Genomic DNA, 23,201 nt, shown 5'->3' with positions numbered 1-23,201 from the left:
AGGTGCGCGCTCGATGAAACATCTCGGCCGTATCGCCGCGTTAGCCGGCTTGCTGGCGTCACTCTGGCTCGTCTGGCACGATAACCCCGGCGCCGTGCTCGGCGCGCTGCGCGCGGCCGGCGCGGGACTGCTGCTGGCCGCGCTCGCGCACGTGCTGCCCATGCTGGCCAATGCCTGCGACTGGCGTTCGCTGATTCGCGGCGCGAATCGTCCCGGTCTCATCAATATGCTGCACCTCGTGTGGGTGCGCGAATCGGTGAATAGCATGCTGCCGGTGGCGCGCATCGGCGGCGAGGTCGTGTCGTTTCGCATGCTCAGACGTTGGGGCGTGCGGCCGTCCACGGCGGTGGGCAGCATCGTCGTCGATATGCAGCTTACGGTGATCAGCCAGCTGCTGTTCACGATGGTCGGCATCGGCTTTCTGTTCGCCCATGCGCATTCCGACACGCTGCGGCTCGCCGGACAGCTGGCGTGGGGCGTGGTGGTGCTCACGCCGCTGCTGGTGCTGTTCGCACTGGTGCAGCACGCGAGCCCGTTCGAGCGCATCACGCGCGCGCTCAATCATCTGACGAGCGGCAAGCTCGCCGCGCTGGTCGGGCAGTCGGCGCAGATCGATCAGGCCATCAGGCTGATCTGGCGCCGGCGTGGCGTGGTGCTGCGCTATCTGTTCTTCTGGCAACCGCTGCAGTGCTTCCTCACATCGCTGGAAATCTGGCTGGCGCTGCACTTTCTCGGCGTGCAGGTCACGCTCGTGGAAGCCGTGGTGATCGAATCGCTGATCCAGGCGATCAGCAGCGCGGTGTTCTTCGTGCCGGGCGGGCTGGGCGTGCAGGAGGGCGGCTTCATCCTGATCGGCGGCGCGCTGGGCCTCGATCCTTCCACCTGTCTTGCGCTGGCCGGCGCGCGCCGGATTCGCGATCTGGTGATGTTCGTGCCCGGCCTGATTGCGTGGCAGTTCGCGGAGTCGTCGAACCGGGCACCGGAGCGCGCGTTCGAGCGCGCGCCTTAAAGGCGCACGTCGCGCGGCGCAGCAGCACCCGGACGAGGGCGCCACAGTTCGCGGCTCGCGTGGCGCGTGGACGCAAGCAAGCACACCCTTGCAAGCCGGGCGCGTCGATGCGAGACCGCTTCTGCATTCTCCTCAACTCGCCTGCGCATAAGCCGGAAACGACACCTCGACGGCGAGCCCGCGCTCGCCGATGCCTTTGCCCAGACGCAGGCTCGCGCCAAAATGCTCCGCGATGCGCGCGACGATCGAAAGACCCAGTCCGCTGCCGGTGGCCTGATTACCCGTCGCGCGAAAAAAGCGATTCGTCAGACGGTCGAGGTCGCTTGCCTCGACTCCGGGGCCGTCGTCGCGCACGGTCACCTGCACGCGGTCTTGCGCGTGCTGCACCGCCACTTCGATGCTGCCGCCGGCGTGCCCGTACTTGATCGCGTTATCGAGCAGATTGTCGAGCAGGATGCCGATCAGCACAGGCTCCGCGTCGATCTCGGCGCGCAGGTCGCCGAGCAGCGTCACGTGAATGTCTTTCTGTTGCGCGTTGCGCTCGTTGGCGAGCAGCGCGTCTTTCGCCACCGTTGCCGGTTTGAGCGGCGCGGTCGAAATTTTTTCGTGCACGTCCAGACGCGCGAGCAGCAGCAACTGCTCCGCGAGCCGCGCGCTGCGATCGACGCCTTGCACCACGCGTTCCATGGCCAGCCGCTGCCGCGCCATGTCCGTTTCCGCCAGCGCGACTTGCGCCTGCACCTTGATCGCGGCCAGCGGCGTTTTCAGTTCGTGCGCGGCGTCGGCGGTAAACGCGCGTTCGCGCTCCAGCGAATGCAGCAGACGCGACAACAGCAGATTGATCGCATCGACGAGCGGGCGCACCTCGGTCGGCGCGCGGCCGATGTCGACCGGCTCCAGCCGGTTGACATCGCGCGAACGGATGGCCCGCGAGAGCAGCCTGAGCGGCGCCAGACTCCAGCCGATGCTGAACCACACCATAACCGCCAGCACCGGCAGCGCGACCAGCGTAGGGCGGGCAATGCGGCTCGCAACGCCGCTCACCAGATCGCTGCGCGTATTGGCCGGTTCGAACACGCGCACCGTATGGCCGAGCGCGGTGTCGCGCAAGGTGAACGAGTGATACATCTGGCCGCCGAGCGTGATGTCCCGCGTGCCGCTCACCCCAGGGACCGGCAGATCCCAAGCCTTGAGTTCGCGCAGTTGCGGGCTACCCGCCAGCACCTCGCCGTTCGCGCCGCGCACCTGGAAGAGCGCGTCGCGCGGCAGCGCGTCGTCGTCGTCGCGGTCGTTGGCGCCCGGCTCGCCGCCTTTTTCTTCCTCGCGCACGTCGATGCGCGCATTGGCGAGCGTGGTGAGATTGCGCTGATCGAGCAGGGCGAGAATCTGCGCGAGTTCCGCGAGACGCGCCTCTTCCCATTCGGCGACCTCGCGGGTGGCCTGACGATAACTCGACACCAGCGCCACGCCCCAGACCAGCGCGATGCTGGTGAGAACCAGCAGCACGAGACGCCGGCGGATCGACGCGCCCATCATTCTTTCTCCACCACGTAGCCGATATTGCGCACCGTCTTGATCAGCTTGGCGCCGAGTTTCTTGCGCAGATTGGACACGTGCACCTCGATCGCGTTGCTCTCGATTTCTTCCTGCCAGCCGTACAGGCTTTCTTCGAGACGCGAGCGCGACTGGGGAATCCCCTGGTTGGTCAGCAACTGCATCAGGATCGCCCATTCGCGCGAGGTGAGCGGCACGCGCGTCGTGCCCACTTCGACAGTTTGCGCAGCCGGGTTGACCGTCAAATGCTGATAGCGGATCTGCTCGACGCTGCGACCCTGCGCGCGGCGCAACAAGGCCCGGCAACGGGCGACCAGTTCGGTCAGATCGAAGGGCTTGCCCAGATAGTCGTCGGCGCCCGCTTCGAGGCCGCCGACACGGTCGACCACCGTGCCCCGCGCGGTCAGCACCAGCACCGGCACGTCCTTGCCCGAATCGCGCAGCCGTTTCAGCAGTTCCATACCCGACACGCGGGGCAGGCCGAGATCGAGCAGCACGAGGGCGTAGGCGGTGGTGTCGAGCGCGAGACCGGCCTTGTGGCCGTCGCGTGCCCAGTCGACCGTGAAGCCGGCCTGACGCAGTCCCGCTTCGATGCCGCAGCCGATCAGATCGTCGTCTTCTACGAGGAGTACGCGCATGTGTCGGTTTTTTCCATTCGATGTTTCATTGCACGGCAACCGCGATATTTCAGCAAGCCTGCAACTGTAATCCGAAGTTTAACCATGTTGTCATTACTCGCTTTATACGCTTACTTGCTTAAGGTTTCCTTCAGCTTGGATCGCTACTATCGCCCCTCAACAGGTCACGAGACCCAGCCATGAAGCCAGCCACCGTCGACATGCTGCGCGCCCACCTGATGGTGGCCTCGCTCACCGCCATGGGCGCCGAAGTGCTCGCCTGCGTCGCGCTGCTGGTGCTGCCGGTTTCGCAGAGCGCCTTCAACTCCATGTCGTTCCGCCTGCTCGCCATTGCCGTGATTTTCAGCGGCGTGATCGTGACACGCCAGTTCGCGCATGCCGCCTTCGAACTCGCGTTGCAGGGGCGTTTCGCCACGGGCGTGAGCCGACCTTCGCGGCCGGTCGCGATCGCCGCGAATTGTCCGCGCCGCTGGCTCGTGATTCTTCATCTGCGCCTGACCGGCAGGGCGTTCGTGCTGGCCGAGCACTGACGGAAGCGGACGATGGCGCCGCACGCAGTGACGGCATGTCAATGGGTTCTGCTGGCCGTCTGCTTGAGCGCGTCCCTGTACGCGCTGCTGGCGGCGGTCGCGATGCCGTTCTTCAGTTCGCGCCGCGGTGCGGCGGGTCGCACCGCTCATTCTTCCTCGCACGTTTCGCAACCGCAGCGGCGCTTCGCGCAGGTCGGCGTCAGCGTGCTCAAGCCACTGTGCGGCGCGGAGCCGCGTCTGTACGACAATCTGCGGACCTTTTGCGAGCAGCGTCATGCGCGTTTCCAGCTCGTGCTCGGCGTGTCCTCGCCGGACGATTCCGCGATTGCCGTGGTGCGCCGTCTGCAGGCCGCCTATCCGTCGCACGATATCGAACTCGCGATCGACGCGCGCGTCCACGGCAGCAATCTCAAGGTCAGCAATCTGATCAACATGGCCGCGCGGGCACGCCATGAGGTCATCGTGATCGCCGACAGCGACATCGCCGTCGAAGCCGGTTATCTCGACAGCGTGGCCGCGCCGCTCGCGGATCCGTGCGTGGGCGTGGTCACGTGCCTCTACGTGGCGCGCGGCATCGGCGGCTTCTGGCCGCGGGTGGGCGCGCTGTTCATCAACGAATGGTTCGCGCCGTCGGTGCGGGTCGCGCACGCGGCCGGCTCGCGCCGCTTCGGCTTCGGTGCGACGCTTGCGTTGCGGCGCGCGACGCTCGAACGCATCGGCGGTTTCGAGGCGCTGAAAAACTGTCTCGCGGACGACTACTGGCTGGCCGAACACGTGCGCGCGCTTGGCCTGCAAACCGTGCTCTCGCGCGTGATGGTGGCCACCGACGTGATCGAGCCGACGTTTTCCGCCTTGTGGCAGCGCGAAACGCGCTGGCTGCGCACGATTCGCTCGGTGAATGCGCCGGGTTTCGCGTTCCTCTTCATCACCTTTCCGACGCCCTGGCTATTGGCCGGCGCGTGGCTGAGTGCCGGCCTCGCGGCCGCTTCGCCGGATGCGGTGCACGCGTGGGCCGCGTTCATGAGCGGGGCCGGGGCGGCTGCGGGTCTCGCCGCGCGTCTGTTGATGCATCTGCGCTCGGCGCGTCGTGAGCGCACCTTCTGGCGCGATTTGCCGCTCGTGCCGCTGCGTGATACGTTGCTGGCGTTGCAGTGGTGCGCCGCCGTGTTCGGCTCGCATGTGATGTGGCGCGGTGCGCGCGTGCCGATCGAGGCTGCGGCGTCGAAGGCCGCGCGCAACGGCGCGTTGAATGTGATGGACGTGATGGAGGCGTCGGATGGCGGCTAAGCCACGCGCATTGATCGTGACCGCCGACGATTTCGGCCTGCACGCGCGAGTGAATCTGGCAGTGGAGCGAGCGCATCGCGACGGCGTGCTGAGCGCCGCCAGCCTGATGATCGGCGCGCCGGCCGCGAGCGACGCGGTGGCGCGCGCCCGCGCGTTGCCGCGCTTGCGTGTCGGCCTGCATCTGGTGCTGGCCGACGGCGACCCGCTCGCGCCGCGCGCGGCGATTGCGGCCTTGCTCGACGAGCATGGCCGCTTCGGCGACAACATGGTGCGCGACGGCGTGCGGTTCTTCTTTTTACCGCACGTGCGCAAGCAGCTTGCGCGAGAACTTCGCGCGCAGTTCGATGCCTTCGCGCAGACCGGTCTGACGCTCGATCATGTCAACACGCACAAGCATTTTCATTTGCATCCGACGGTGCTCGAACTGATTCTGGAGATCGGCCGGGAGTATGGGATGAAGGCGATGCGCTTGCCGTTCGAAGCGAACGCGCCGCTATGGTTGCGGCCGTGGATCGCGCGGGTCAAGACGCGTCTGGATCGCGCCGGCATTGCGCATAACGATTATGTGGTGGGGATCGCGGACAGCGGCCGGATGGATGAGGCGGCGTGGCTGGCGGCGCTAGCCGACCTGCCGCATGGGGTAGGGGAGATTTACTGCCATCCAGCGGTGGCGGGGGAGCGGGCGTTGAGCGACGGAATGAAGACGTACCGGCACGAGGATGAACTGCGCGCGTTGTTGTCGCCGAAAGTGGCGATGGCGATCCGGGCGGCGGGGGTGCAGGTTGGCGGGTTCGGGGATGTGCTGAAGGTAGGTTCGGTCCAGTTCACCGACTGATCTGACTGTGCGCCCGCCGCGAGCCGCGGGCGCACAGAAGCGAAATGCGGCGTAGGCCGCCGATCGCCGGCTTAAATCGCCGCCTTTTTCATCAACAACTTCAACAGCACTGGCAGCAACAGCAACACCAGCGGCAACTGCACGATCAACCCGGAAATAATCGCAATCGCCAGCGGCTGCTGCATCGCCGAACCTTGCCCAAGTGCAAAAGCCAGCGGCAGCAGCGCCAGAATCGCGGCGATCGTCGTCATCGCGATGGGACGCAGACGATTGCGCCCGGCGCTCAGCAACGCGTCCTCAAATGGCATTTCGTCGTCGCGCACGAGTCCCTGCAACTCCGACACATAAAAAATCGCCACCTCGGTCACGATGCCGATGATCATTGTCATCCCCATCATCGCGGAGATGTTCAATTCGATGCCGGTGACCCATAAGCCGATAAACACCGCGCCCGCCGCCAGCAACGGCATCGCCATGACCGCCAGCGCGACGCGAAAGCGCTCGTAGAGAAACAGCAGCAAGCCGAACACGAGCGCGATCGCCGCGCCGAATACGCTCAACAGTCCTTTGAACGCAATCTGCTGCTGCTGATACAGGCCGCCCAACTCGTAATACACGCCGGTGGGCAACAGGCTCTTATCGCCGAGCGTCTTCTGCACGTCGGCGATCGTCGAGCCCAGATCGCGGCCGTCGATGCGCGCGGTCACCGCCACCATCCGTTTCAGATTGTCGCGGCTGATCTCCGGCTGGCCGGTCACCGTCACCTGATCGGCGACGCGATCGAGCGCGAACAGATGGCCGTCGGGCGCGCGAATCTGCAACTGTCCCAGTTGCGTATCCGTGAGCTTCATCGCGCCGGCCACGCGTACGCGCACGCCGACCGTTTTCGGGCCGCTCTGGAATTGCGTGGCCACATTGCCTTCCACCATATCGGACACGGCCTGCGCGATCGATTGCGGGTCCATGCCCTCGGCCGCTGCCGCTTCGGGGCGGATGTGCAGTTCGAGCGCGTCGCCGGCGGGATCGATGCCGTCGTTCACGTCCACCACGCCCTGAATCTTGCCGATCTGCGCCGCTACCTTGCGCGCGGTCGTCTCGAGCGTGTTCGGGTCGTCGGAATAGATCTTGATCTGGACCGGTTGCGGCACCGCCGTCAGGTCGCCGATCAGATCCTCCATCAACTGCGCGAGTTCGACACTCACGCCGGGCACCTGAGTCTCGACCTTCGAGCGGATTTCCTCCATGACGGTGGCGATCGGCTCGCGATTGCCGGACTTCAGCCGCACGAAGAAGTCACCCTTGTTCGGCTCGTTCAGATCGCCGCCGAGACCGGCGCCGGTACGGCGCGAATAGGTCGCGACATTCGGGTTCGCGCGAATAATGCCTTCGATCTGCTTCATCAAGCGATCAGTCTCGCTCACCGACGTGCCCGGTTCCGTGTGGTAATCGAGCACGAAACCGCCTTCGTCCATGCTCGGCATGAAACCGCTGCCCACGCGCGTGAACGCGAACGCGGCCACCACGATCAGCGGCAGCAGGCCGAGCAGCACAAGCACTGGCCGCGCGGTGACGCGCTCCACCAGAAACGCGTAGCGCCGGTTCATCCACGAGGCGAAGCGGGTTTCCTGGTGTTCCTCGGCGTCTTTCGGTTTCAGCCAGCGGTCGCACAGAATCGGCACCGCGAGCCACGTGACGAGAAAGGAAATGAACAGCGCGCTCGCCATGGTGACGGAGAGCGCCTTGAAGAACGCACCCGTCACGCCGGATAGAAACGCCAACGGCACGAAAATGATCAGCGTCGCCGCCGAAGAACCCGCCAGCGGTCGCGTGAATTCGAGCGCCGCCGCCATCACTCGCCCATGAAAAGCGCGTGCGCCACCTTCGCGCATGCGCCGCACGATGTGCTCGATCATCACGATCGCGTCGTCGATGACGAGACCGACGGCGGCGGCCATGCCGCCGAGCGTCATGATGTTGAAGCCCATGCCGAACACGTCGAGCAACAGGATGGTCGCGGCCATCACCACCGGCACCAGCGCGACGGCGATCGCGGTGATCTTCCAGTTGCGCAGGAACGCGAACAACGTCAGCGCCGCCAGCACCACGCCGATCATGATCGCGTCGCGCACGCTGGTGGCCGAGGCAATCACCAGTTCGCTCTGGTCGTACCAGTTCGACAGATGCACGCCGGCCGGCATCTGATGCTGGAAGTCGGCGAGCTTCGCGCGGATCGCCCTGGCCATCGCCACGCTGTTCGCGCCCGGCTGTTGGTACACGTTGATGAGCACCGCGTCCTGGCCGTCGGCGGTGACGCGCATCCATTGCGGCACCACGCCCCGGCGTACGATCGCGACGTCGCCGAGGCGGATCTGCGTCGCGCCGCTGGCCGACACCACGACGTTGCGCAATTCGTCGAGCCGCGTAATGGTGGTGTTGGCAATCACGAGGTAGAGCTTGTAGTGATCCTCGATGCGGCCGTTCGCCATCAGCACATTGCTCGCGCCGATCGCCTTCGACACATCGGAGAGCGAGAGCTTGTACGCGGCGAGCCGCGCGGGATCGATCGCGACTTCGAACTCGTCCTGCGCGCCGCCTGTCACGTCGACCCGCGCCACGCCTTCCACCGAAGACAGCAACGGCCGCATCTGGAACTGCGCGAGGTCGTGCAGCGCGGAGAGCGACTGCTGCTGCGAAGTGAGGCTATACGCCAGCACCGGAAACACGGTCGGGTCCATGCGCCGCACCTGCATCGAGGTGCCTTGCGGCAGCGTCGCGAGAATCTCGCTGATGGCCGACTGTGCCTGCAAGGTGGCTTGCGCCATGTCGGTGCCCCAGTCGAAATTGATCGAGATTTCGGCCGCGCCACGGCTTGTTTTCGATTCCACGTCGCGCACGTTCGGCACGCGCCGCAGCGCTTCTTCGACCGGCATCGTGACGAGCGTGGCCATCTGTTCGGCGGGGCGGTCGCCCGCGTCGAGCGAAACGACCGCGCGCGGAAACGCGACGTTCGGAAACAGCGAGATCGGCAGGCGGAACGCGGTCAGTGCGCCCGCGATCGCCAGCAACGCGATCACGAACAGCAGCGAGCGGCGGTGCTTCTGCATCCATTGACCGAAATTCATCGCGGCGCGCCTGCACTGGTTCGCACCGCCATGCCGTCCTTCAACTCATAGTTGCCGCTGACCACGAGGCCTTGCGCGGCGTCGAGCGGGCCATCCACGCCGTAACGGTCGCCGTTCTCGACCTGGGTGGTCACCGCCACGCGGCGCGCCTTGTTCTGCGGCGTGATCTGGAACACGTACGCGCCTTGGCCGTCTTTCAGCACAGCGGCACGCGGCACGATCCAGTGCGTGCCGCTGCGGGTCGCGATGTCCGCGCTCACGCGCGTGCCGGGAATGAAGGCCGTCTGACCGAGCGGCACGTTCGCGCCGACATCGACGAGCTGGCTCTGCTGATCGATCGAGGCGCCCACGAGTGCCACGTGGCCGTTCGCCGAAGTCTTCGCGAGCGACGTGGACAGACCGTGCAGCGCGACGATGTCGCCGGCGTGGATCGCGGCGGCATCGGCGGGCTCGACGCCGAGCATCACGTTGGCGCGCGCGTCCTTGCCGCTGCCGCCCGCGAGTTGCAGGATCGCCGTGCCGGCTTGCACCTGATCGCCTTGAGCGGCCGAAACCTGCAGCACGACGCCGTCGTTCGGCGCGGTGATGATTTTGTTGCCGCTTGCCACGCCGGTCTGGTTCTGTGCGGCGAGCGCCTGCAGCGCGTCGTCGGCGGCCTTGCGGGCGCTGGCGAGTTGCGACTGCGTGGCGAGTCCTTTGTCGTACAGCGATTGCGTGCGCGCCAGCTCGCCTTGCGCGAGCGTCACGGCGCTTTTCGCCTGGGTTGCGGCAAGCACGGCGGCCGGGTCGGCCTGCACGAGGAAGAGCGGCGCGCCACGCGTCACCGTTTGCCCAGACTGCACGCGCATCTGCACGATGCGCGCGGTGTACGGCAGATTGACGGTGGTGAGGTTCGACGCGGACGCCGCGACGACGCCATACGCGCGTACCGGCTGCGCGATCTCGGCGCGCTGCACGCGCACGGTTTGCACGGCGACCACGGGTTGCTCGGCGGTGTCGCCAGCGCTTGCCGCGCGGGCCGTATGAACGCCCGCGCACAGCAGCGTGGCGCAGGCGATCGAAATCGCACCGGCGGCAATGCGCGGCCGCAGCGCTGAAGTCAGGCTATTTCGCATGAGTGTCGGTGAAGGTGAGAGCGGTGGAGTAGGCGTCGGGAATCGCGCTGCCGAGCAGCGCCTGCAAGCCGACGCGTTGTTCGGCGAGCGACTCGCGCAAGGTCGCGACGTCGATCTGTTTGGTGAGCGCGGCGCTTTGCGCGTCGGTGTAAGCGCCGAGCGCCAGGTTGTGTTCCGCGTAGGCCGCGGCTGCGTGCTGGGCGGCGACGTCGACCTCGGGCAACGCGGCTTCGGTTTGCTGCAATTGCCGCGTGAGGACCGCGTTGTCCGCACGCAGATGCGCGACGTCGCCGTAAGCGCTGTTCAGCCGTGTTTGATATTCGTCGCGCAAACGCTGGCGGCTGGCCTGCTCGATTGCGACGTTGCCTTGATTGCGGTTGAAGATCGGCAGGCTGAGGTTGATCTGGAAGCCGCTCGTGTAGATGTTCGACGTATCGCGCGCCCGCACGAAGCCCACCGACAGACTCGGGAACTGGCTGAGGATCGCGGCGCGATATTTCTGTTCCTGCGCCTCGTAGCCTGCTTGCAGCGCAATCAGATCCGGGCGGCGCCGAGGCAGCCCGGCGAGCGCGGCATCGAGCGTCGTGTCGGCGAGCGGCTCGATGTTGTCGCCGCCTGTGAGTTGCAGTTGCACCTCCGGCGAGATGCCGAGCAGCGCGTTCAGATCATGGTGCGTTTGCTCGGCTGCGCGTTCGGCGTCCGTGTATTGCTTGCGGGCGTCGCCATAGGCGAGGAGCGCGGCCGTCAACGTGTCGTCGGTGAGGTTGCCGTTGCGGCGCGCTTCGGCCATGCGTTCATAGCGCGTGCGCGTAAGCTCACGCTGGCGCTGCAAGAGGGGCAGCGTGTCCTGCTGGAAACGCGTCTTGATGAACAACTGCCGCGCTTGCGCGACGATCTGCCATTCCTGCCACAGCAGACCGAGGTCGGTTTTCGCCACCGTGGCGTCGGCGGATTGTTTGTTGGCGCTGCGCAGCACGATCGCCATCACGTCCATGCTCAGGCCGTAATTGAACGCGCGCACGGTGCCGATCTGGCCGGGATAATCGCTCGCTATGCTCAGTTGCGGGTCCGGCAGCAGGCCCGCTGAATAGGCCTGAGCGCGGGCAATGCCGAGGTCGTCGCGGGCCAGCCTCAGGTCTGGGTTGTTGGCGACCGCAAGCATCGCCACCTCGTCGATATCGAGTCCGTCGGACGGATCGAAACGATGCGCGGCCAGTTCCGGCAACGGCATGCTCGCCGGATCGATGCGGATGCGTTCGAGCGAATGGGCGGAGGTGGACGTATCCTGTGGCGCGAGCGGCTCGCGGTGATACCACGTGCAGCCGCCCATCAGCAGCGCGCAGAGCGGCATCAGCGCGCGCAACCGTTCGTAAAAGCGCGGTGTGTGTCCGGCCACGGGCCCGGCCGCGGCGAACACAGACACGGCCGCCGATATCGCCGCGGACGCGGCATTGAGAACGGGCAAAATGCGGCTCCTGAACAAAAAAACGGGGGCATCCGCGCGGGAAGGCCACGAAAAAGAAGAGATTTTGCTGATGGACTGCTTAAGACATGCTTAACGCCGATTTAAGCGGCCCTTCAGCCTTCCTTCAGTGTCCCTTCAGCAAAACATAAGCAAGCCATAAGGAAGCGTTAAGCTACCGAGCGGGACAATGCCGGAGCCAATAAGGGAGAGGAGAGGCCATGCGTCTGCTACTGGTCGAAGACGACGAGATGATTGCGGAAACGGTTCTGGGCGCGATGCGCCGCTCCGGATACGCGATCGACTGGGCCGAAGACGGCCGCGCGGCGGAGCTGTCGCTCGGCAACGGCGTGTATGACCTCGTGCTGCTCGATCTCGGCCTGCCGAAGAAGGACGGCATCGACGTCCTCAATGCCTATCGCAAGAACGGCGGCGCCGCACCGGTCATCATCCTGACGGCACGCGACGCCGTCGACGAACGGATTCGCGGCCTCGACGCCGGCGCCGACGATTATCTGATCAAGCCATTCGATCTCGACGAATTGGCCGCGCGCGTGCGCGCACTGCTCAGGCGCCGCACCGGCCAGAAGCAGCCGGTCTACGCGCACGGCGAGATAACCCTCGACCCCGCGGCGCACGAGGTCAGCAAGTCCGGCGAGCCAGTACCGCTCGTACCGCGCGAATTCGCATTGCTGCAAGCGCTGATCGAAGAGCCGACGCGCGTGTTCACCAAGACCGAGCTCGAAGAAAAACTGTACGGCTGGGGCGAGGAAGTGGGCAGCAATACCATCGAAGTGCACGTGCACAGCTTGCGGCGCAAGATCGGCGCGGACCAGGTGGTAACCGTGCGCGGCGTGGGCTACCGTCTGAAGAGGTGCTGATGACGTCGATTCGCCGCTGGCTGCTGGGCTGGCTGATCTTCGGTCTGGCGGCCGCCTCGGGCGTGGCCGGCTACGGCATCTTTCATACGGCGCGCGAGGAAGCGAGCGAACTCTTCGACTATGAGTTGCGCACGATCGCCCTGTCGCTGCCGTTGAATCTCGCCGGCACGGGCGACCGCGAACATCGCGACCCCGACCTTGGTGGTCTGTCCGACGACCGGGTCGTCATCGAAATCTGGGACGGCGCGGGCAAGCTGATCTATCACTCGCTGCAGGCGCCGGTGTTCGCGCGCCAGCCGCCGGGCTACGACACGGTGGAGCGCGGCGAGTATCACTGGCGCACGTTCGCCGTGCAGCAGGGGGAACGCTATATTCAGGTGGCGCAGCCCATCTCCGTGCGCGAGGACCTCGCGATGCGCCTCGCGCTGCATACGCTCTGGCCGCTCGGCGTGCTGGTGCCGGTGACGATCGTGCTGGTCCTGCTGGTGGTGGCGCGCGGGCTGGCGCCGATTGGCGGGCTGTCGCGCGCATTGTCCACCCGTACGATCGATTCGCTGGAACCGCTGCGCCTGGACAGCAGCATGCCGGTCGAGATCAGGCCGCTGGTCGAAGCGCTCAACGATCTGCTGCAGCGGCTGCACACGGCGTCGCAAGCGCAACGCACCTTCATCGCCGACGCCGCGCACGAGTTGCGCTCACCGCTCGCCGCATTGAAGCTGCAATTGCAGGCCGCGTCGCGCGATGGTTCGTTAAAGGGCGAAGGCCAAACGCTCGAACGCGTCGAGGGGCGCGTCAACCGCATCATTCACCTGGTGCAGCAACTGCTGGCGCTCGCGCGTGAAGACACACATCCGGTCACGGCGATGGTGCCGGTCAGCCTGCGGCGCATCGGCGAGCAGGCGGTGGGCGATTTTTCGCTGCTGGCGGAAACCAGGGAGATCGACATCGGCCTGGAGTGCGAAGGCGCGCGCACGGAGGGGGATGCTTATACCGTGCTGGCCGAGCCGCACGGCATGAGCGTGCTGCTGGGCAATCTGATCAACAACGCGATCCGGCATACGCCGCGCGGCGGACGCGTCGACGTGATCCTCAAGCGTGACGGCAGGCGCGTTGGCTTCGAAGTTGCCGATACCGGCTCGGGGATTCCGGAGGCCGAACGCGAACGGGTCTTCGACCGTTTCTATCGCGGCGAAGGGGCGCAAGGCGAAGGCAGCGGCCTTGGGCTTGCGATCGTGTCGCGCATTGCCGCGCGGCATCAGCTGGATCTGTCTCTGCGCAACAACGAAGGCCGGCCCGGCTTGCGGGTGTCCGTGTCCGGTCTGAAGGCGCATGAGGTCGGCGCGCCAGTGGCGCTTAAAATCTGACGGTGTTCGATTCACGCCGCCACGTTCAAGCGCCGCGTTCGTTGCTGGAGGAAAGCGCGGGAGGTGGATCATTCGACGCATCGCCGGACTCGGTGCTCAGCGTCGCGTCCAGTTCCGACGCGCTCGACACCTGGCGCAACTCGTCAGCGATGATCGACACCAGCGCATCCGCCGCGGCGCTTAACGGGCGTCGCGGATGGCTCACGCACACGATATGCCGCACGATGCGCGGCGCGAGAATCGGATAGGCGCGCAGGCTGCCCCGGCGCACCGCGCGCTGCACGGCGATCCGCGGCAGAATGGTCGCGAAGTGGGTGCTCTCCACCAGCTTCACGATCGTGCTCAACACGTCGATTTCGAAGCGCGGCGCGAGCAGCACGTCTTCATGCTGTGCCGCCGTATCGAGCACGCCACGCAAGCCGTGACGCTTGGTCGGCAGCACCAGTTCCAGTTCCGGCAGTTGCGCGAGTTCAATGGCGTGCGGCAGCTCGGGGCCGTGCTCGGCGCTCGTCACCAGCACCATTTCCTCGTCGAGCAAGGGCTGCGCGTCGAGTGAGAAGCGCGCGCGCGGTTTGTTGATCAAGGCCGCGTCGAGCTGGCCGCCCGTTACCCAGTCTATGAAGGTCGCGCTGTAGCCGTCGGCCACGGTTACTTCCACATGCGGATAACGCGCGTGAAAACGCGACAGTGCATCGGCCAGCACGCTTTCCGTGACCGATGCGATCAGCCCGATCGACACGTGGCCGGTCACCACCTCGTCGCGCTGCACGAGTTGCTGACGCGCGTGCGCGAGATCGCGCATGATCGGCAGAAACAGCCGGTACATGAGCCGGCCGGCGGCGGTCGGCGCCATGCCGTGCGCGTTGCGCTCGAAGAGCTGCTGGTGCAGTTCGTCCTCGAGTTTGGCGATCTGCATGCTGAGCGCGGGCTGCACGATGTTCAGGCGTTTCGCCGCCCGCGTGACCGAACCGTCCTCGAAGAGCGCGATGAAATACTGGATTTGCCTGAGGTCCATGTTGGTATGAATAAAACATCAGCAAACGTAATGAGAAAGACGCGCGGTATCAGATAAAGACAGGAACCGCGTTCCACGGATGCTCCTAAACCCTGGCTCCAGCTCCGCAGAATGCGCCGCGAGCCGCGCGGTGTCTATTGATATCCTGCCTACAATTGGCTGTCATTGGTGCTAACGCGCATATCATCGGGAATGATTCAATGCATCAATAATCAATATTAGAAGTTATACGCCGATCTCGTTACGCTTCCATCATCAACTGGCAGTCCGGTTCGGACATGAAGCCGGGGCACGGATGGAGACGTAGATGAATACTCGCGAAGCCGCATCGCACGGTACTTTCCAACTGACGTGGGGCCGCCCGTCCGGCGTGCTTACGCTGCGCGACTGGCTGGCGCATCTGGCGCGCACGGGCCGGCTGGCCACGATCGACAGGCCGGTGGCGCTCGAACACGAACTTGCCGCGATTGCCAAGCGCCTCGACGCCACGCAAGCCGCGTTCTTCACGAAACCGGGCGGTCACGACGTGCCGGTGGTCAGCGGTTTCATGTCGCGCCGCGCCTGGATCGCCGAAGCGATGGGTGTGGCCGAGGCCGATCTGCTGAAGCGCTTTCGCGACGCAGCCGATCAGCCGATTCCCTCGAAAGAAATTTCACGCGCCGAAGCGGCCTGCCAGCAGGTCGTGCATACCGGCGGCATCGACCTTCACAAGCTGCTGCCGATTCCCACGCACAGCGAGCACGACAACGGGCCATATATCACCGCGGGTCTCGTGATCGCGCGCAATCCGCGTACCGGCGTGCAGAACGTGTCGATCAACCGCATTCAGGTGCATGGGCCCGATCGCATGGCGATCCTGCTGCTGCCGCGCCACTTGTACGCATTCCAGAAAGCCGCGGAAGAGGCCGGCGATGCGCTCGACGTCGCCATCGCGATCGGCGTCGATCCGCTGACGATGCTCGCCTCGCAAGCCATTTCCCCAATCGATTCAGACGAACTGGAAATCGCCGGCGCGCTGCACGGCGCGCCGCTGCCGGTCGTCAAATGCGTGAGCAACGGCGTCAATGTACCGGCCTTCGCCGAGATCGTGATCGAAGGGCGCATTCTGCCCAATGTGCGCGAACCGGAAGGTCCGTTCGGCGAATTCCCGAAGTACTACAGCGCGCAGGAAGCGCGTGAAGTGATCGAAGTCACCGCGCTCACGCATCGCGAGAAGCCGATCTTTCATACGATCGTGCCGGCGGAAATGGAGCATCTGCTGCTCGGCGCGATTCCGCGCGAGGCGACGCTGCTCGCCCATCTGCAACGTAGTCATCCTAACGTGAAGGACGTGCATCTCTCCGTGGGCGGCGTGTGCCGCTATCACCTGTGGGTGCAGTTCGATAAGAAGCGCGAAGGCGAAGCGAAGAACGTGATTCTGTGCGCGTTCGGCGCGCACTACGACATCAAGCAGGTGGTCGTGGTCGACACCGATGTGGACGTGCACGATCCGGCCGAAATCGAATGGGCCGTCGCCACGCGCTTCCAGGCCGACCGCGACCTGGTCGTGATCGGGGGCGCGCAGGGTTCGCCGCTCGATCCGTCCACCACCGTCGGTCAGCCCGAAGACGCGCCGCCGCATCTGCAAGGTGTGAGCGCGAAGATGGGACTCGACGCCACGCGGCCGGTGGTGTATGCGTCGCACGTTTTCACGCGGGTGCGCATTCCGGGCCAGGACACGGTAAATCTGGACGAACTCATCGCCGCCGACAACGCCGCGTTCGATACCTATCTGGGTGGCGCGCATGGCTGAGCTCGCACATAAGCCGCAGCGCATCGTTGTCGGCATTTCCGGCGCGAGCGGCGCGTCGATCGGCGTGCGTCTGCTTGCGGCCTTGCGCCGTCTCGGCACGCACGAAACGCATCTGATCGTGTCGGCCTCCGGCGCTGTCACGGCGGCGCAGGAACTCGGCATGACGCGCGGCGATCTGGACAGTCTCGCCGACGTGGTCTACAACGTGCGCGACATCGGCGCGGCGGTGGCTAGCGGTTCGTTCATCACGGCAGGCATGGTGATCGCGCCGTGCTCGATGAAGACGCTCGCGGGCGTGGCCAACGGTTTCGCCGACAACCTGCTCACGCGCGCCGCCGATGTGATGCTCAAGGAGCGTCGCCGGCTCGTGCTGGTCGCGCGCGAAACGCCGCTCAATCTCGCGCATCTGCGCAACATGACTTCCGTGACGGAGATGGGTGGGATCGTGATGCCGCCGGTGCCCGCTTTCTACGCGCATCCCAAGACTATCGAGGACGTGGTCGATCACACGGTGGGGCGCATTCTCGATCTGTTCGGTATCGAGCATCGCGAGATCGCGCAGCGCTGGAGCGGGCTTGCCGACGAATTCACGGAGCGCCGCTCGGGAGTGGACGAATGAATCAGCGCGACTTGCTTCACGCAGGCGACACCGCGACGCGTGAACGCGAACCAGAACTGGATAAACGCCCGCGACGTCATCTCGGCCGCCCGATGGAGCGTCTGGAAGATCCCGCGATTCTCACCGGTCGCGGCCGTTACGGCGACGACATCGGCATTCGTCCGGGCACGTTGCACGCCGCGATCCTGCGCTCGCCGCACGCGCATGCAGAGTTGGTGTCGATCGACACCGATGCCGCGTCGAAACTGCCTGGTGTGCACGCGATCCTGACACGCGACGACCTGCGCGCCTGGTCTCGGCCTTTCGTGGTCGGCGTGAAATCGCCGATGGAACAGTGGGCGCTGGCGATGGACCGCGTGCGCTATGTCGGCGAACCGGTGGCGGTGGTGCTCGCGCAATCGCGAGCCATCGCCGAAGACGGGCTCGATCTGCTCAAGGTCGAATACGCCACGCTCGTTCCGGTCACCTCGATCGAGCAGGCGGCGAGCGATGCATCGCCGGTGTTGCACGAGAAAGTGGGCAGCAACGTGATCAGCGACCGGCATTTCCGCTACGGCGAGCCGGAAGCCGCGTTCGACAAGGCGCCGCATCGCGTGAAACTGGTGGCGCATTATCCGCGCAATACCTGCGCGCCGATCGAATGCGGCGTGGTGATCGCCGAATACCTGGCAGGCGACGAAGGCTACGACGTCACGTCGAATTTCATGGGGCCGTTCTCGCTGCACGCGGTGATGGCGATGGCGCTGAACGTGCCCGCCAACCGTTTGCGTCACAAGGCGCCGCGCGATTCGGGCGGCAGCTTCGGCGTGAAGCAGGCGGTGTTTCCGTACGTGGTGCTGATGTGCCTCGCTTCGCGCAAGGCGGGCGCGCCGGTGAAATGGGTCGAGGACCGGCTCGAGCATCTGAGTGCGGCGACCTCCGCGACCGCGCGCCTCTCGACGCTCGAAGCCGCCGTGGAAAGCGACGGCCGCATCACGGCGCTCTCCTACGATCAACTCGAAGATTGCGGCGGCTATCTGCGCGCGCCGGAACCGGCCACGTTCTATCGCATGCACGGCTGCCTGACTGGCGCGTACGCAATCGACAATCTGCTCGTGCGCAACCGCGTCGTGCTGACCAACAAGACACCGACGGGTCTGGTGCGTGGCTTCGGCGGTCCGCAGGTGTACTTCGCGCTCGAACGGCTGATGCAGCGCATCGCGCTCGAACTGAACCTCGATGTGCTCGACGTGTACCGCCGCAATTTCGTCGCCGCCGATGCGTTCCCGTATCGCGCCGCGGCGGGTGCGCTGCTCGACTCGGGCAACTATCCGGAAGCGCTGCGCCGTGCGCTGAGCGAAGGCGGGTATGACGAGCTGCTTGCACGTCGCGCGGCGGCACGCAAGGAAGGGCGGCTGTACGGGATCGGCTTCGCGGCGATCGTCGAGCCGTCGGTGTCGAACATGGGCTACATCACGACCGTGATGCCCGCCGAGGCGCGCAAGAAAGCCGGGCCGAAGAGCGGCGCGATAGCGAGCGCGACCGTGAGCGTCGATCTGCTCGGCGGCGTGGTGGTCACGATTGCATCGACGCCCGCGGGCCAGGGGCATATGACGGTGTGCGCGCAAGTGGTCGCGGACGTGCTCGGCGTGTCGCCGGATGACGTCATTGTCAATGTCGAATTCGATACGCACAAGGACGCGTGGTCGGTGGCGGCGGGTAATTATTCCAGCCGTTTCGCCGGCGCGGTGGCGGGCACGGTGCATCTCGCGGCCGTGCGCGTGCGCGAGAAGATTGCGCGCATCGTGTCGAAGCAGATGGGCTGCGCGCCGGACGATATCCGTTTCGAAGAAGGCAGGATTTTTGCAAAGGGTGCCGAGGATCGCGCGCAGCCGTTCGGCCGCGTCGCCGCCAATGCGCCGCATTGGGCGCCCGCGCTGCTGCCCGAAGGCGAAGAGCCCGGCTTGCGCGAGACGGTGTTCTGGAATCCGCCGAACATGGCCGCGCCGGATGAGAACGATCGCGTCAACACATCGGCCGCCTACGGTTTTGCTTTCGACATGTGCGGCGTCGAAGTGGATCACGCCACCGGCCGCGTGCGGATCGACCGCTACGTCACCGCGCACGACGCCGGCACGCTGCTGAACCCGGCGCTCGCCGACGGGCAGATTCGAGGCGCGTTCGCGCAAGGACTCGGCGCGGCGTTGATGGAGGAATTCCGCTACGGCGCGGACGGCAGCTTCCAGTCGGGCACGCTCGCCGACTATCTGATGCCGACCACCTGCGAAGTGCCCGATCCGCTGATCGTGCATCTGGAAACGCCGTCGCCGTTCACGCCGCTCGGCGCGAAAGGACTCGGCGAGGGCAACAACATGAGTACGCCGCCGTGCATCGCGAATGCGGTGGCGGACGCGCTCGGCGTCGACGATATCCGTTTGCCGCTGACGCCTTCGAAGGTCATGGCGCTGATCGGCATCGACGATCCGGAGCCGTCGCGACCCGAGTTGCGTGAAGCGCCCGCCGCCAAACCGGCGGCGCCGGGTGGCGGCAAGGCGCTCACCGCGCAGGGCAGCGTCGATTTGCCGGCGTCGCCGGAAGCGATTTTTGCCGTGCTGCTCGATCCGAACGCGCTCGCCAGGGTGATACCCGGCTGCCATGCGCTCGAAGCCGAAGGCACGAACCAGTATCGCGCCGACGTGACGGCAGGCGTCGGCATGATCAAGGCGCGTTTCGAAGCGAAGATCGGCTTGTCGGAGATCGACGCGCCGCGTCGGCTGCGTCTGGCGGGCGCGGGCATATCGTCGCTCGGCAGCGCGCGTGGCAGCGGCCTCGTCGAACTGACGCCGATCGAAAACGGCACGCGTCTTTCCTACGACTACGAAGCGCAGGTCTCGGGCAAGGTCGCGGCAGTGGGCGGACGCATGCTCGAAGGCGCGGCCAAGGTCGTGTTGCGCCAACTGTTCGAATCGCTCGGCCGTCAGGCGGCGGGCAAACCAGTTCACACCGGCGGCTCATGGCTTTCGCGCCTGCTGGGCCGTTTCAGGAGACAGCCATGAAGCCCGCGCCGTTCGATTATCTGCGGGCCATGACGACGCAGCATGCGCTCGACGCCCTCGCGCAACACGGCGAGGACGCCCGCGTGCTGGCCGGCGGCCAGTCGCTGATGGCGGTTCTGAACATGCGCCTCGCGCAGCCGCGCATGTTGATCGATATCTCGCGCACCGACGAGCTGAACTCGGTGCGTGTCGATCACAAGGCCGGCTTGCTGGCGGTGGGCGCGGCGGCGACGCAAGGCAGCGTCGAGTGGCGCGAATCGCTGCGCGACGAAGTGCCGTTACTGGCGATGGCGTTCCCGCATATCTCGCACTTTCAGATCCGCAATCGCGGCACGGTGTGCGGCTCGATAGCGCATGCCGACCCGAGCGCGGAATTGCCGCTGGTGCTCGCCGCGCTCGGCGGCGACGTGATGCTGCGCTCGAAAAAGAAACACCGCGTGGTGCCTGCCGGCGAGTTTTTCCAAGGCATGTTGATGACTGCGCGCGAGCCGGACGAACTGGTCGAAGCCGTGCGCTTCCCGTTGAAGCGGCCGGGCGAGCGCTATGGCTTCACGGAGTTCTCCGCGCGCCACGGCGACTTCGCGATGGCCGCGTGCGCGGCTGTCGTGACGAGCGATTCGATCCGCCTCGCGGTGGGTGGCGTCGCGGACCGGCCGGTGGTCGAGCAATGGCCGCGTCTGCGTGACGAGGATCTGCGCAGCGCACTGAACGATTTGAGCTGGAAACTAGGCGCACAGGACGACGCGCATATCAGCGCGGCGTATCGCCGGCATCTGGTCCGGCAACTGGGATGGCGCGTGATCGAGGAGGCGAAGTGAGCAACACATCGAACGGCAACGTCGTGCACATAGTGCGGCAGGGCGAACGGCAATGCGTCACGCTGACGCTCAACGGCCGTGAACGCAGCGGCTATTGCGAGCCGCGCGAACTGCTGTCGGATTTCATCCGTCATGAACTGGGCGCGACCGGCACGCACGTCGGCTGCGAGCATGGCGTGTGCGGCGCGTGCACGGTGCACGTGGACGGCGTGGCGGGACGCTCGTGCCTGATGCTGGCGGTGCAGGCCGATGGCCGCCGCATCGACACGGTGGAGGGACTCGCACCCGACCTGAAGCTCGGCGATCTGCAGCAGGCGTTCCAGCGTCATCACGCGTTGCAGTGCGGTTTCTGTACGGCCGGGATACTGATGTCGTGCGCGGACTATCTGCAGCGCGTGCCCGATCCGAGCGAAGCCCAGGTGCGCGACATGCTCTCGGGCCATCTGTGCCGCTGTACGGGCTATACGCCGATCGTCGCCGCGGTGCTCGACGTGGCGGCACGGCGCCGGCAAGGCAAGGCGGCTAGTGAAACCGTGGAGGCCGCTCATGCTTGACCTCGGCCGAACTTTTTTGCAGAGCGTGGAACGCAGCCCCAATGCGCTCGCTCTCGTCGACGGTGAACTGGCGCTGACGTACGCGCAGTGGCATCCCCTCATCGTGAAGGTGGCCGAAGGTCTGCGCGGTCTGGGTCTCGGGCATGGCGACCGCTTGCTGGTGGTACTGCAAAACCGCTGGGAAATGGCGACCCTGCATTGGGCCTGCCAGTTCGCGGGCGTGGTGATCGTGCCGCTGAACTGGCGCGCGAAACCCGATGAACTCGAATACTGCGTAACCGATGCCGGTGTGAAGGCCATCGTGTACGAACCGGTCTGCGCCGATGCCGTGGCGCAAAGTCCCGCCGCGCAGCGCTTGCCGCGTATCGGTCTCGACGACGTGCAAGGCTGCACCGCGAGCTTCGACACACTGCTGGCGCAAGCCGCGCCGGACACGTCGAACGACGCGCAAGCGCGCGCGGATGCCAACGACTACTCGCTGATGCTCTACACATCAGGCACCACCGGCAAGGCCAAAGGCGTGCCGCGCCGTCATCGCCATGAACGCGCCGCGGCGCTCGCGCATGTCGCGCAGAACCAGTACGGCCACGGCGAACGCACGCTCGGCGTGATGCCGCTTTATCACACCATGGGCGTGCGCTCGCTGCTCTCGATGGCGCTGGTGGATGGCCTGTTCGTCTGTGTGCGCCGCTGGAATGCGCGCTTCGCACTCGCTGCGATCGAGCAACACAAGCTCACCTGCCTCTATCTGGTGCCGACGCTGTACCACGATCTGCTGGCCGATCCGGCTTTCGCGTCGACGGATACATCGACGGTGAGCAAGCTCGGTTTCGCCGGCGCGCCGATGAACGACGGTCTGCTCAAGCGCCTCTCAGCGGCGTTCGAACCGGACCTGTTCGTCAATCACTACGGCTCGTCCGAGGTCTACACCTTCAGCATCGATCAGGACGCCACGCGCAAGCCAGGCAGTGCGGGGCGCGCGGGCATCAACACGCGCTTGCGCGTCGTCAGGCTCGACGCCCTCACGCCCGAAGACCTGGCGCAAGCGGGCGAGGAAGGCCAGATCATCGCCGACCTGCTCGGCGACGAAGCCTTCGAAGGCTACTGGAATCGTCCCGATGCGAACGCCAAATCGTTGCGTGAGGGCTGGTACTTCACGGGCGACACGGGTTTCTTCGACGCCGACGGCGACCTGTACGTCTCCGGCCGCGTCGACGACATGATCATCAGCGGCGGTGAGAACATCTCGCCGGTCGATATCGAGTCGGTGCTGTCGCTGCATCCCGCGGTCGACGAGGTCGCGGTGGCCGGCGTGAAGGACGAGCGCTGGGGACAGCGTGTGGTCGCCTTCGTGAAACGCCGCGAGTACGTCGACGCCGACGCACTCGACGCGCACTGCCGCACCTCCGACCTCGTCAACTTCAAGCGTCCGCGCGAATACGTATTCGTGGACGACATACCGAAGTCGCCGGTCGGCAAGATTCTGCGCCGCAAGCTGTCCGCGGGCGAGTACGAGCCCGACACCCGCGGCGAAGCTATTGCATCTCACACGCAAACTACCAAGGAGTGAA

The 23,201-nt window shown here is 65.7% G+C and carries 18 protein-coding genes; 12 read left to right on the top strand and 6 right to left on the bottom strand.

What is annotated here, in order from left to right; genetic code table 11:
- Window positions 1-13: 13 nt before the first annotated feature.
- A complete protein-coding gene (locus B0G71_RS10905; protein WP_116141700.1) occupies window positions 14-1,009 on the top strand; it encodes a flippase-like domain-containing protein in 996 nt (331 codons plus the stop codon).
- 132 nt (window positions 1,010-1,141) lie between these two features.
- Here B0G71_RS10905 and B0G71_RS10900 read toward each other — a convergent pair whose 3' ends face one another.
- Both B0G71_RS10900 and B0G71_RS10895 read right to left on the bottom strand, forming a co-directional pair.
- Window positions 1,142-2,545, bottom strand: coding sequence for an ATP-binding protein (locus B0G71_RS10900; RefSeq protein WP_116141698.1), 1,404 nt, complete (start codon window positions 2,543-2,545; stop codon window positions 1,142-1,144).
- A complete protein-coding gene (locus tag B0G71_RS10895) occupies window positions 2,542-3,201 on the bottom strand; it encodes a response regulator transcription factor (protein WP_106284334.1) in 660 nt (219 codons plus the stop codon). Before B0G71_RS10895 ends, B0G71_RS10900 begins: the two co-directional genes overlap by 4 nt.
- 179 nt (window positions 3,202-3,380) lie before the next feature.
- Between B0G71_RS10895 and B0G71_RS10890 the strand changes: the two genes are divergently transcribed.
- The 3 genes from B0G71_RS10890 to hpnK are packed head-to-tail and all read left to right on the top strand — an operon-like array spanning window position 3,381 to window position 5,853.
- Window positions 3,381-3,731, top strand: a complete 351-nt coding sequence (locus B0G71_RS10890; protein ID WP_116141696.1) for a hypothetical protein — start codon at window positions 3,381-3,383, stop codon at window positions 3,729-3,731.
- 12 nt (window positions 3,732-3,743) lie between these two features.
- Window positions 3,744-5,018, top strand: coding sequence for a bacteriohopanetetrol glucosamine biosynthesis glycosyltransferase HpnI (hpnI, locus tag B0G71_RS10885; protein ID WP_116141694.1), 1,275 nt, complete (start codon window positions 3,744-3,746; stop codon window positions 5,016-5,018).
- Window positions 5,008-5,853 carry a hopanoid biosynthesis-associated protein HpnK gene (gene hpnK, locus B0G71_RS10880; RefSeq protein ID WP_116141692.1) on the top strand — a complete coding sequence of 282 codons (846 nt, stop codon included), beginning with the start codon at window positions 5,008-5,010 and terminating at the stop codon, window positions 5,851-5,853. Before hpnI ends, hpnK begins: the two co-directional genes overlap by 11 nt.
- A 71-nt stretch (window positions 5,854-5,924) precedes the next feature.
- Here hpnK and B0G71_RS10875 read toward each other — a convergent pair whose 3' ends face one another.
- From B0G71_RS10875 to B0G71_RS10865, 3 genes are read right to left on the bottom strand one after another with little or no spacing between them, the layout of a single operon-like run.
- Complete coding sequence (locus tag B0G71_RS10875) at window positions 5,925-8,975, bottom strand: efflux RND transporter permease subunit (RefSeq protein WP_116141690.1); 3,051 nt, start codon at window positions 8,973-8,975, stop codon at window positions 5,925-5,927.
- A complete protein-coding gene (locus B0G71_RS10870) occupies window positions 8,972-10,090 on the bottom strand; it encodes an efflux RND transporter periplasmic adaptor subunit (RefSeq protein ID WP_116141688.1) in 1,119 nt (372 codons plus the stop codon). Before B0G71_RS10870 ends, B0G71_RS10875 begins: the two co-directional genes overlap by 4 nt.
- Window positions 10,080-11,555: a TolC family protein gene (locus tag B0G71_RS10865; protein ID WP_116141686.1), complete on the bottom strand. Its 1,476-nt coding sequence runs from the start codon at window positions 11,553-11,555 to the stop codon at window positions 10,080-10,082. Before B0G71_RS10865 ends, B0G71_RS10870 begins: the two co-directional genes overlap by 11 nt.
- A gap of 218 nt (window positions 11,556-11,773) precedes the next feature.
- Here B0G71_RS10865 and B0G71_RS10860 point away from each other — a divergent pair, with 218 nt between their 5' ends.
- Together B0G71_RS10860 and B0G71_RS10855 are read left to right on the top strand one after the other, a co-directional pair.
- Window positions 11,774-12,433 (top strand): response regulator, encoded by a 660-nt coding sequence (locus tag B0G71_RS10860; protein ID WP_116141684.1) that lies wholly within the window; start codon window positions 11,774-11,776, stop codon window positions 12,431-12,433.
- Window positions 12,433-13,797 (top strand): ATP-binding protein, encoded by a 1,365-nt coding sequence (locus B0G71_RS10855; RefSeq protein WP_116141682.1) that lies wholly within the window; start codon window positions 12,433-12,435, stop codon window positions 13,795-13,797. The genes B0G71_RS10860 and B0G71_RS10855 overlap by 1 nt, the downstream gene beginning before the upstream one ends.
- Before the next feature lie 25 nt (window positions 13,798-13,822).
- Here the strand turns inward: B0G71_RS10855 and B0G71_RS10850 are convergent, their stop codons facing one another.
- Window positions 13,823-14,812: a LysR family transcriptional regulator gene (locus B0G71_RS10850; protein ID WP_116141680.1), complete on the bottom strand. Its 990-nt coding sequence runs from the start codon at window positions 14,810-14,812 to the stop codon at window positions 13,823-13,825.
- A 307-nt stretch (window positions 14,813-15,119) separates the two neighbouring features.
- Here B0G71_RS10850 and B0G71_RS10845 point away from each other — a divergent pair, with 307 nt between their 5' ends.
- From B0G71_RS10845 to B0G71_RS10820, 6 genes are read left to right on the top strand one after another with little or no spacing between them, the layout of a single operon-like run.
- Window positions 15,120-16,604, top strand: coding sequence for a UbiD family decarboxylase (locus B0G71_RS10845; protein WP_116141678.1), 1,485 nt, complete (start codon window positions 15,120-15,122; stop codon window positions 16,602-16,604).
- On the top strand, window positions 16,597-17,223 hold the full coding sequence (locus B0G71_RS10840) for a UbiX family flavin prenyltransferase (protein ID WP_116117104.1): 627 nt from the start codon (window positions 16,597-16,599) through the stop codon (window positions 17,221-17,223). Before B0G71_RS10845 ends, B0G71_RS10840 begins: the two co-directional genes overlap by 8 nt.
- A complete protein-coding gene (locus B0G71_RS10835) occupies window positions 17,220-20,258 on the top strand; it encodes a molybdopterin cofactor-binding domain-containing protein (RefSeq protein ID WP_116141676.1) in 3,039 nt (1,012 codons plus the stop codon). Before B0G71_RS10840 ends, B0G71_RS10835 begins: the two co-directional genes overlap by 4 nt.
- On the top strand, window positions 20,255-21,076 hold the full coding sequence (locus tag B0G71_RS10830) for a xanthine dehydrogenase family protein subunit M (RefSeq protein WP_106284347.1): 822 nt from the start codon (window positions 20,255-20,257) through the stop codon (window positions 21,074-21,076). Before B0G71_RS10835 ends, B0G71_RS10830 begins: the two co-directional genes overlap by 4 nt.
- Window positions 21,049-21,630, top strand: coding sequence for a (2Fe-2S)-binding protein (locus tag B0G71_RS10825; RefSeq protein WP_116141606.1), 582 nt, complete (start codon window positions 21,049-21,051; stop codon window positions 21,628-21,630). Before B0G71_RS10830 ends, B0G71_RS10825 begins: the two co-directional genes overlap by 28 nt.
- On the top strand, window positions 21,623-23,200 hold the full coding sequence (locus B0G71_RS10820) for an AMP-binding protein (RefSeq protein WP_116141604.1): 1,578 nt from the start codon (window positions 21,623-21,625) through the stop codon (window positions 23,198-23,200). Before B0G71_RS10825 ends, B0G71_RS10820 begins: the two co-directional genes overlap by 8 nt.
- Window position 23,201 lies beyond the last annotated feature (1 nt).

Source organism: Paraburkholderia sp. BL27I4N3 (assembly GCF_003386115.1).
Classification (GTDB): Bacteria; Pseudomonadota; Gammaproteobacteria; order Burkholderiales; family Burkholderiaceae; genus Paraburkholderia.
This window is presented reverse-complemented; position numbering and strand designations above follow the sequence as displayed.

What these genes read in the sequence shown, in the direction of transcription:
- B0G71_RS10905 (WP_116141700.1), top strand. Translation starts at nt 14, where the DNA reads ATGAAACATCTCGGCCGTATCGCCGCGTTAGCCGGCTTGCTGGCGTCA.
- B0G71_RS10900 (WP_116141698.1), bottom strand. Translation starts at nt 2,545, where the DNA reads ATGATGGGCGCGTCGATCCGCCGGCGTCTCGTGCTGCTGGTTCTCACC.
- B0G71_RS10895 (WP_106284334.1), bottom strand. Translation starts at nt 3,201, where the DNA reads ATGCGCGTACTCCTCGTAGAAGACGACGATCTGATCGGCTGCGGCATC.
- B0G71_RS10890 (WP_116141696.1), top strand. Translation starts at nt 3,381, where the DNA reads ATGAAGCCAGCCACCGTCGACATGCTGCGCGCCCACCTGATGGTGGCC.
- hpnI (WP_116141694.1), top strand. Translation starts at nt 3,744, where the DNA reads ATGGCGCCGCACGCAGTGACGGCATGTCAATGGGTTCTGCTGGCCGTC.
- hpnK (WP_116141692.1), top strand. Translation starts at nt 5,008, where the DNA reads ATGGCGGCTAAGCCACGCGCATTGATCGTGACCGCCGACGATTTCGGC.
- B0G71_RS10875 (WP_116141690.1), bottom strand. Translation starts at nt 8,975, where the DNA reads ATGAATTTCGGTCAATGGATGCAGAAGCACCGCCGCTCGCTGCTGTTC.
- B0G71_RS10870 (WP_116141688.1), bottom strand. Translation starts at nt 10,090, where the DNA reads ATGCGAAATAGCCTGACTTCAGCGCTGCGGCCGCGCATTGCCGCCGGT.
- B0G71_RS10860 (WP_116141684.1), top strand. Translation starts at nt 11,774, where the DNA reads ATGCGTCTGCTACTGGTCGAAGACGACGAGATGATTGCGGAAACGGTT.
- B0G71_RS10855 (WP_116141682.1), top strand. Translation starts at nt 12,433, where the DNA reads ATGACGTCGATTCGCCGCTGGCTGCTGGGCTGGCTGATCTTCGGTCTG.
- B0G71_RS10850 (WP_116141680.1), bottom strand. Translation starts at nt 14,812, where the DNA reads ATGGACCTCAGGCAAATCCAGTATTTCATCGCGCTCTTCGAGGACGGT.
- B0G71_RS10845 (WP_116141678.1), top strand. Translation starts at nt 15,120, where the DNA reads ATGAATACTCGCGAAGCCGCATCGCACGGTACTTTCCAACTGACGTGG.
- B0G71_RS10840 (WP_116117104.1), top strand. Translation starts at nt 16,597, where the DNA reads ATGGCTGAGCTCGCACATAAGCCGCAGCGCATCGTTGTCGGCATTTCC.
- B0G71_RS10835 (WP_116141676.1), top strand. Translation starts at nt 17,220, where the DNA reads ATGAATCAGCGCGACTTGCTTCACGCAGGCGACACCGCGACGCGTGAA.
- B0G71_RS10830 (WP_106284347.1), top strand. Translation starts at nt 20,255, where the DNA reads ATGAAGCCCGCGCCGTTCGATTATCTGCGGGCCATGACGACGCAGCAT.
- B0G71_RS10825 (WP_116141606.1), top strand. Translation starts at nt 21,049, where the DNA reads ATGGCGCGTGATCGAGGAGGCGAAGTGAGCAACACATCGAACGGCAAC.
- B0G71_RS10820 (WP_116141604.1), top strand. Translation starts at nt 21,623, where the DNA reads ATGCTTGACCTCGGCCGAACTTTTTTGCAGAGCGTGGAACGCAGCCCC.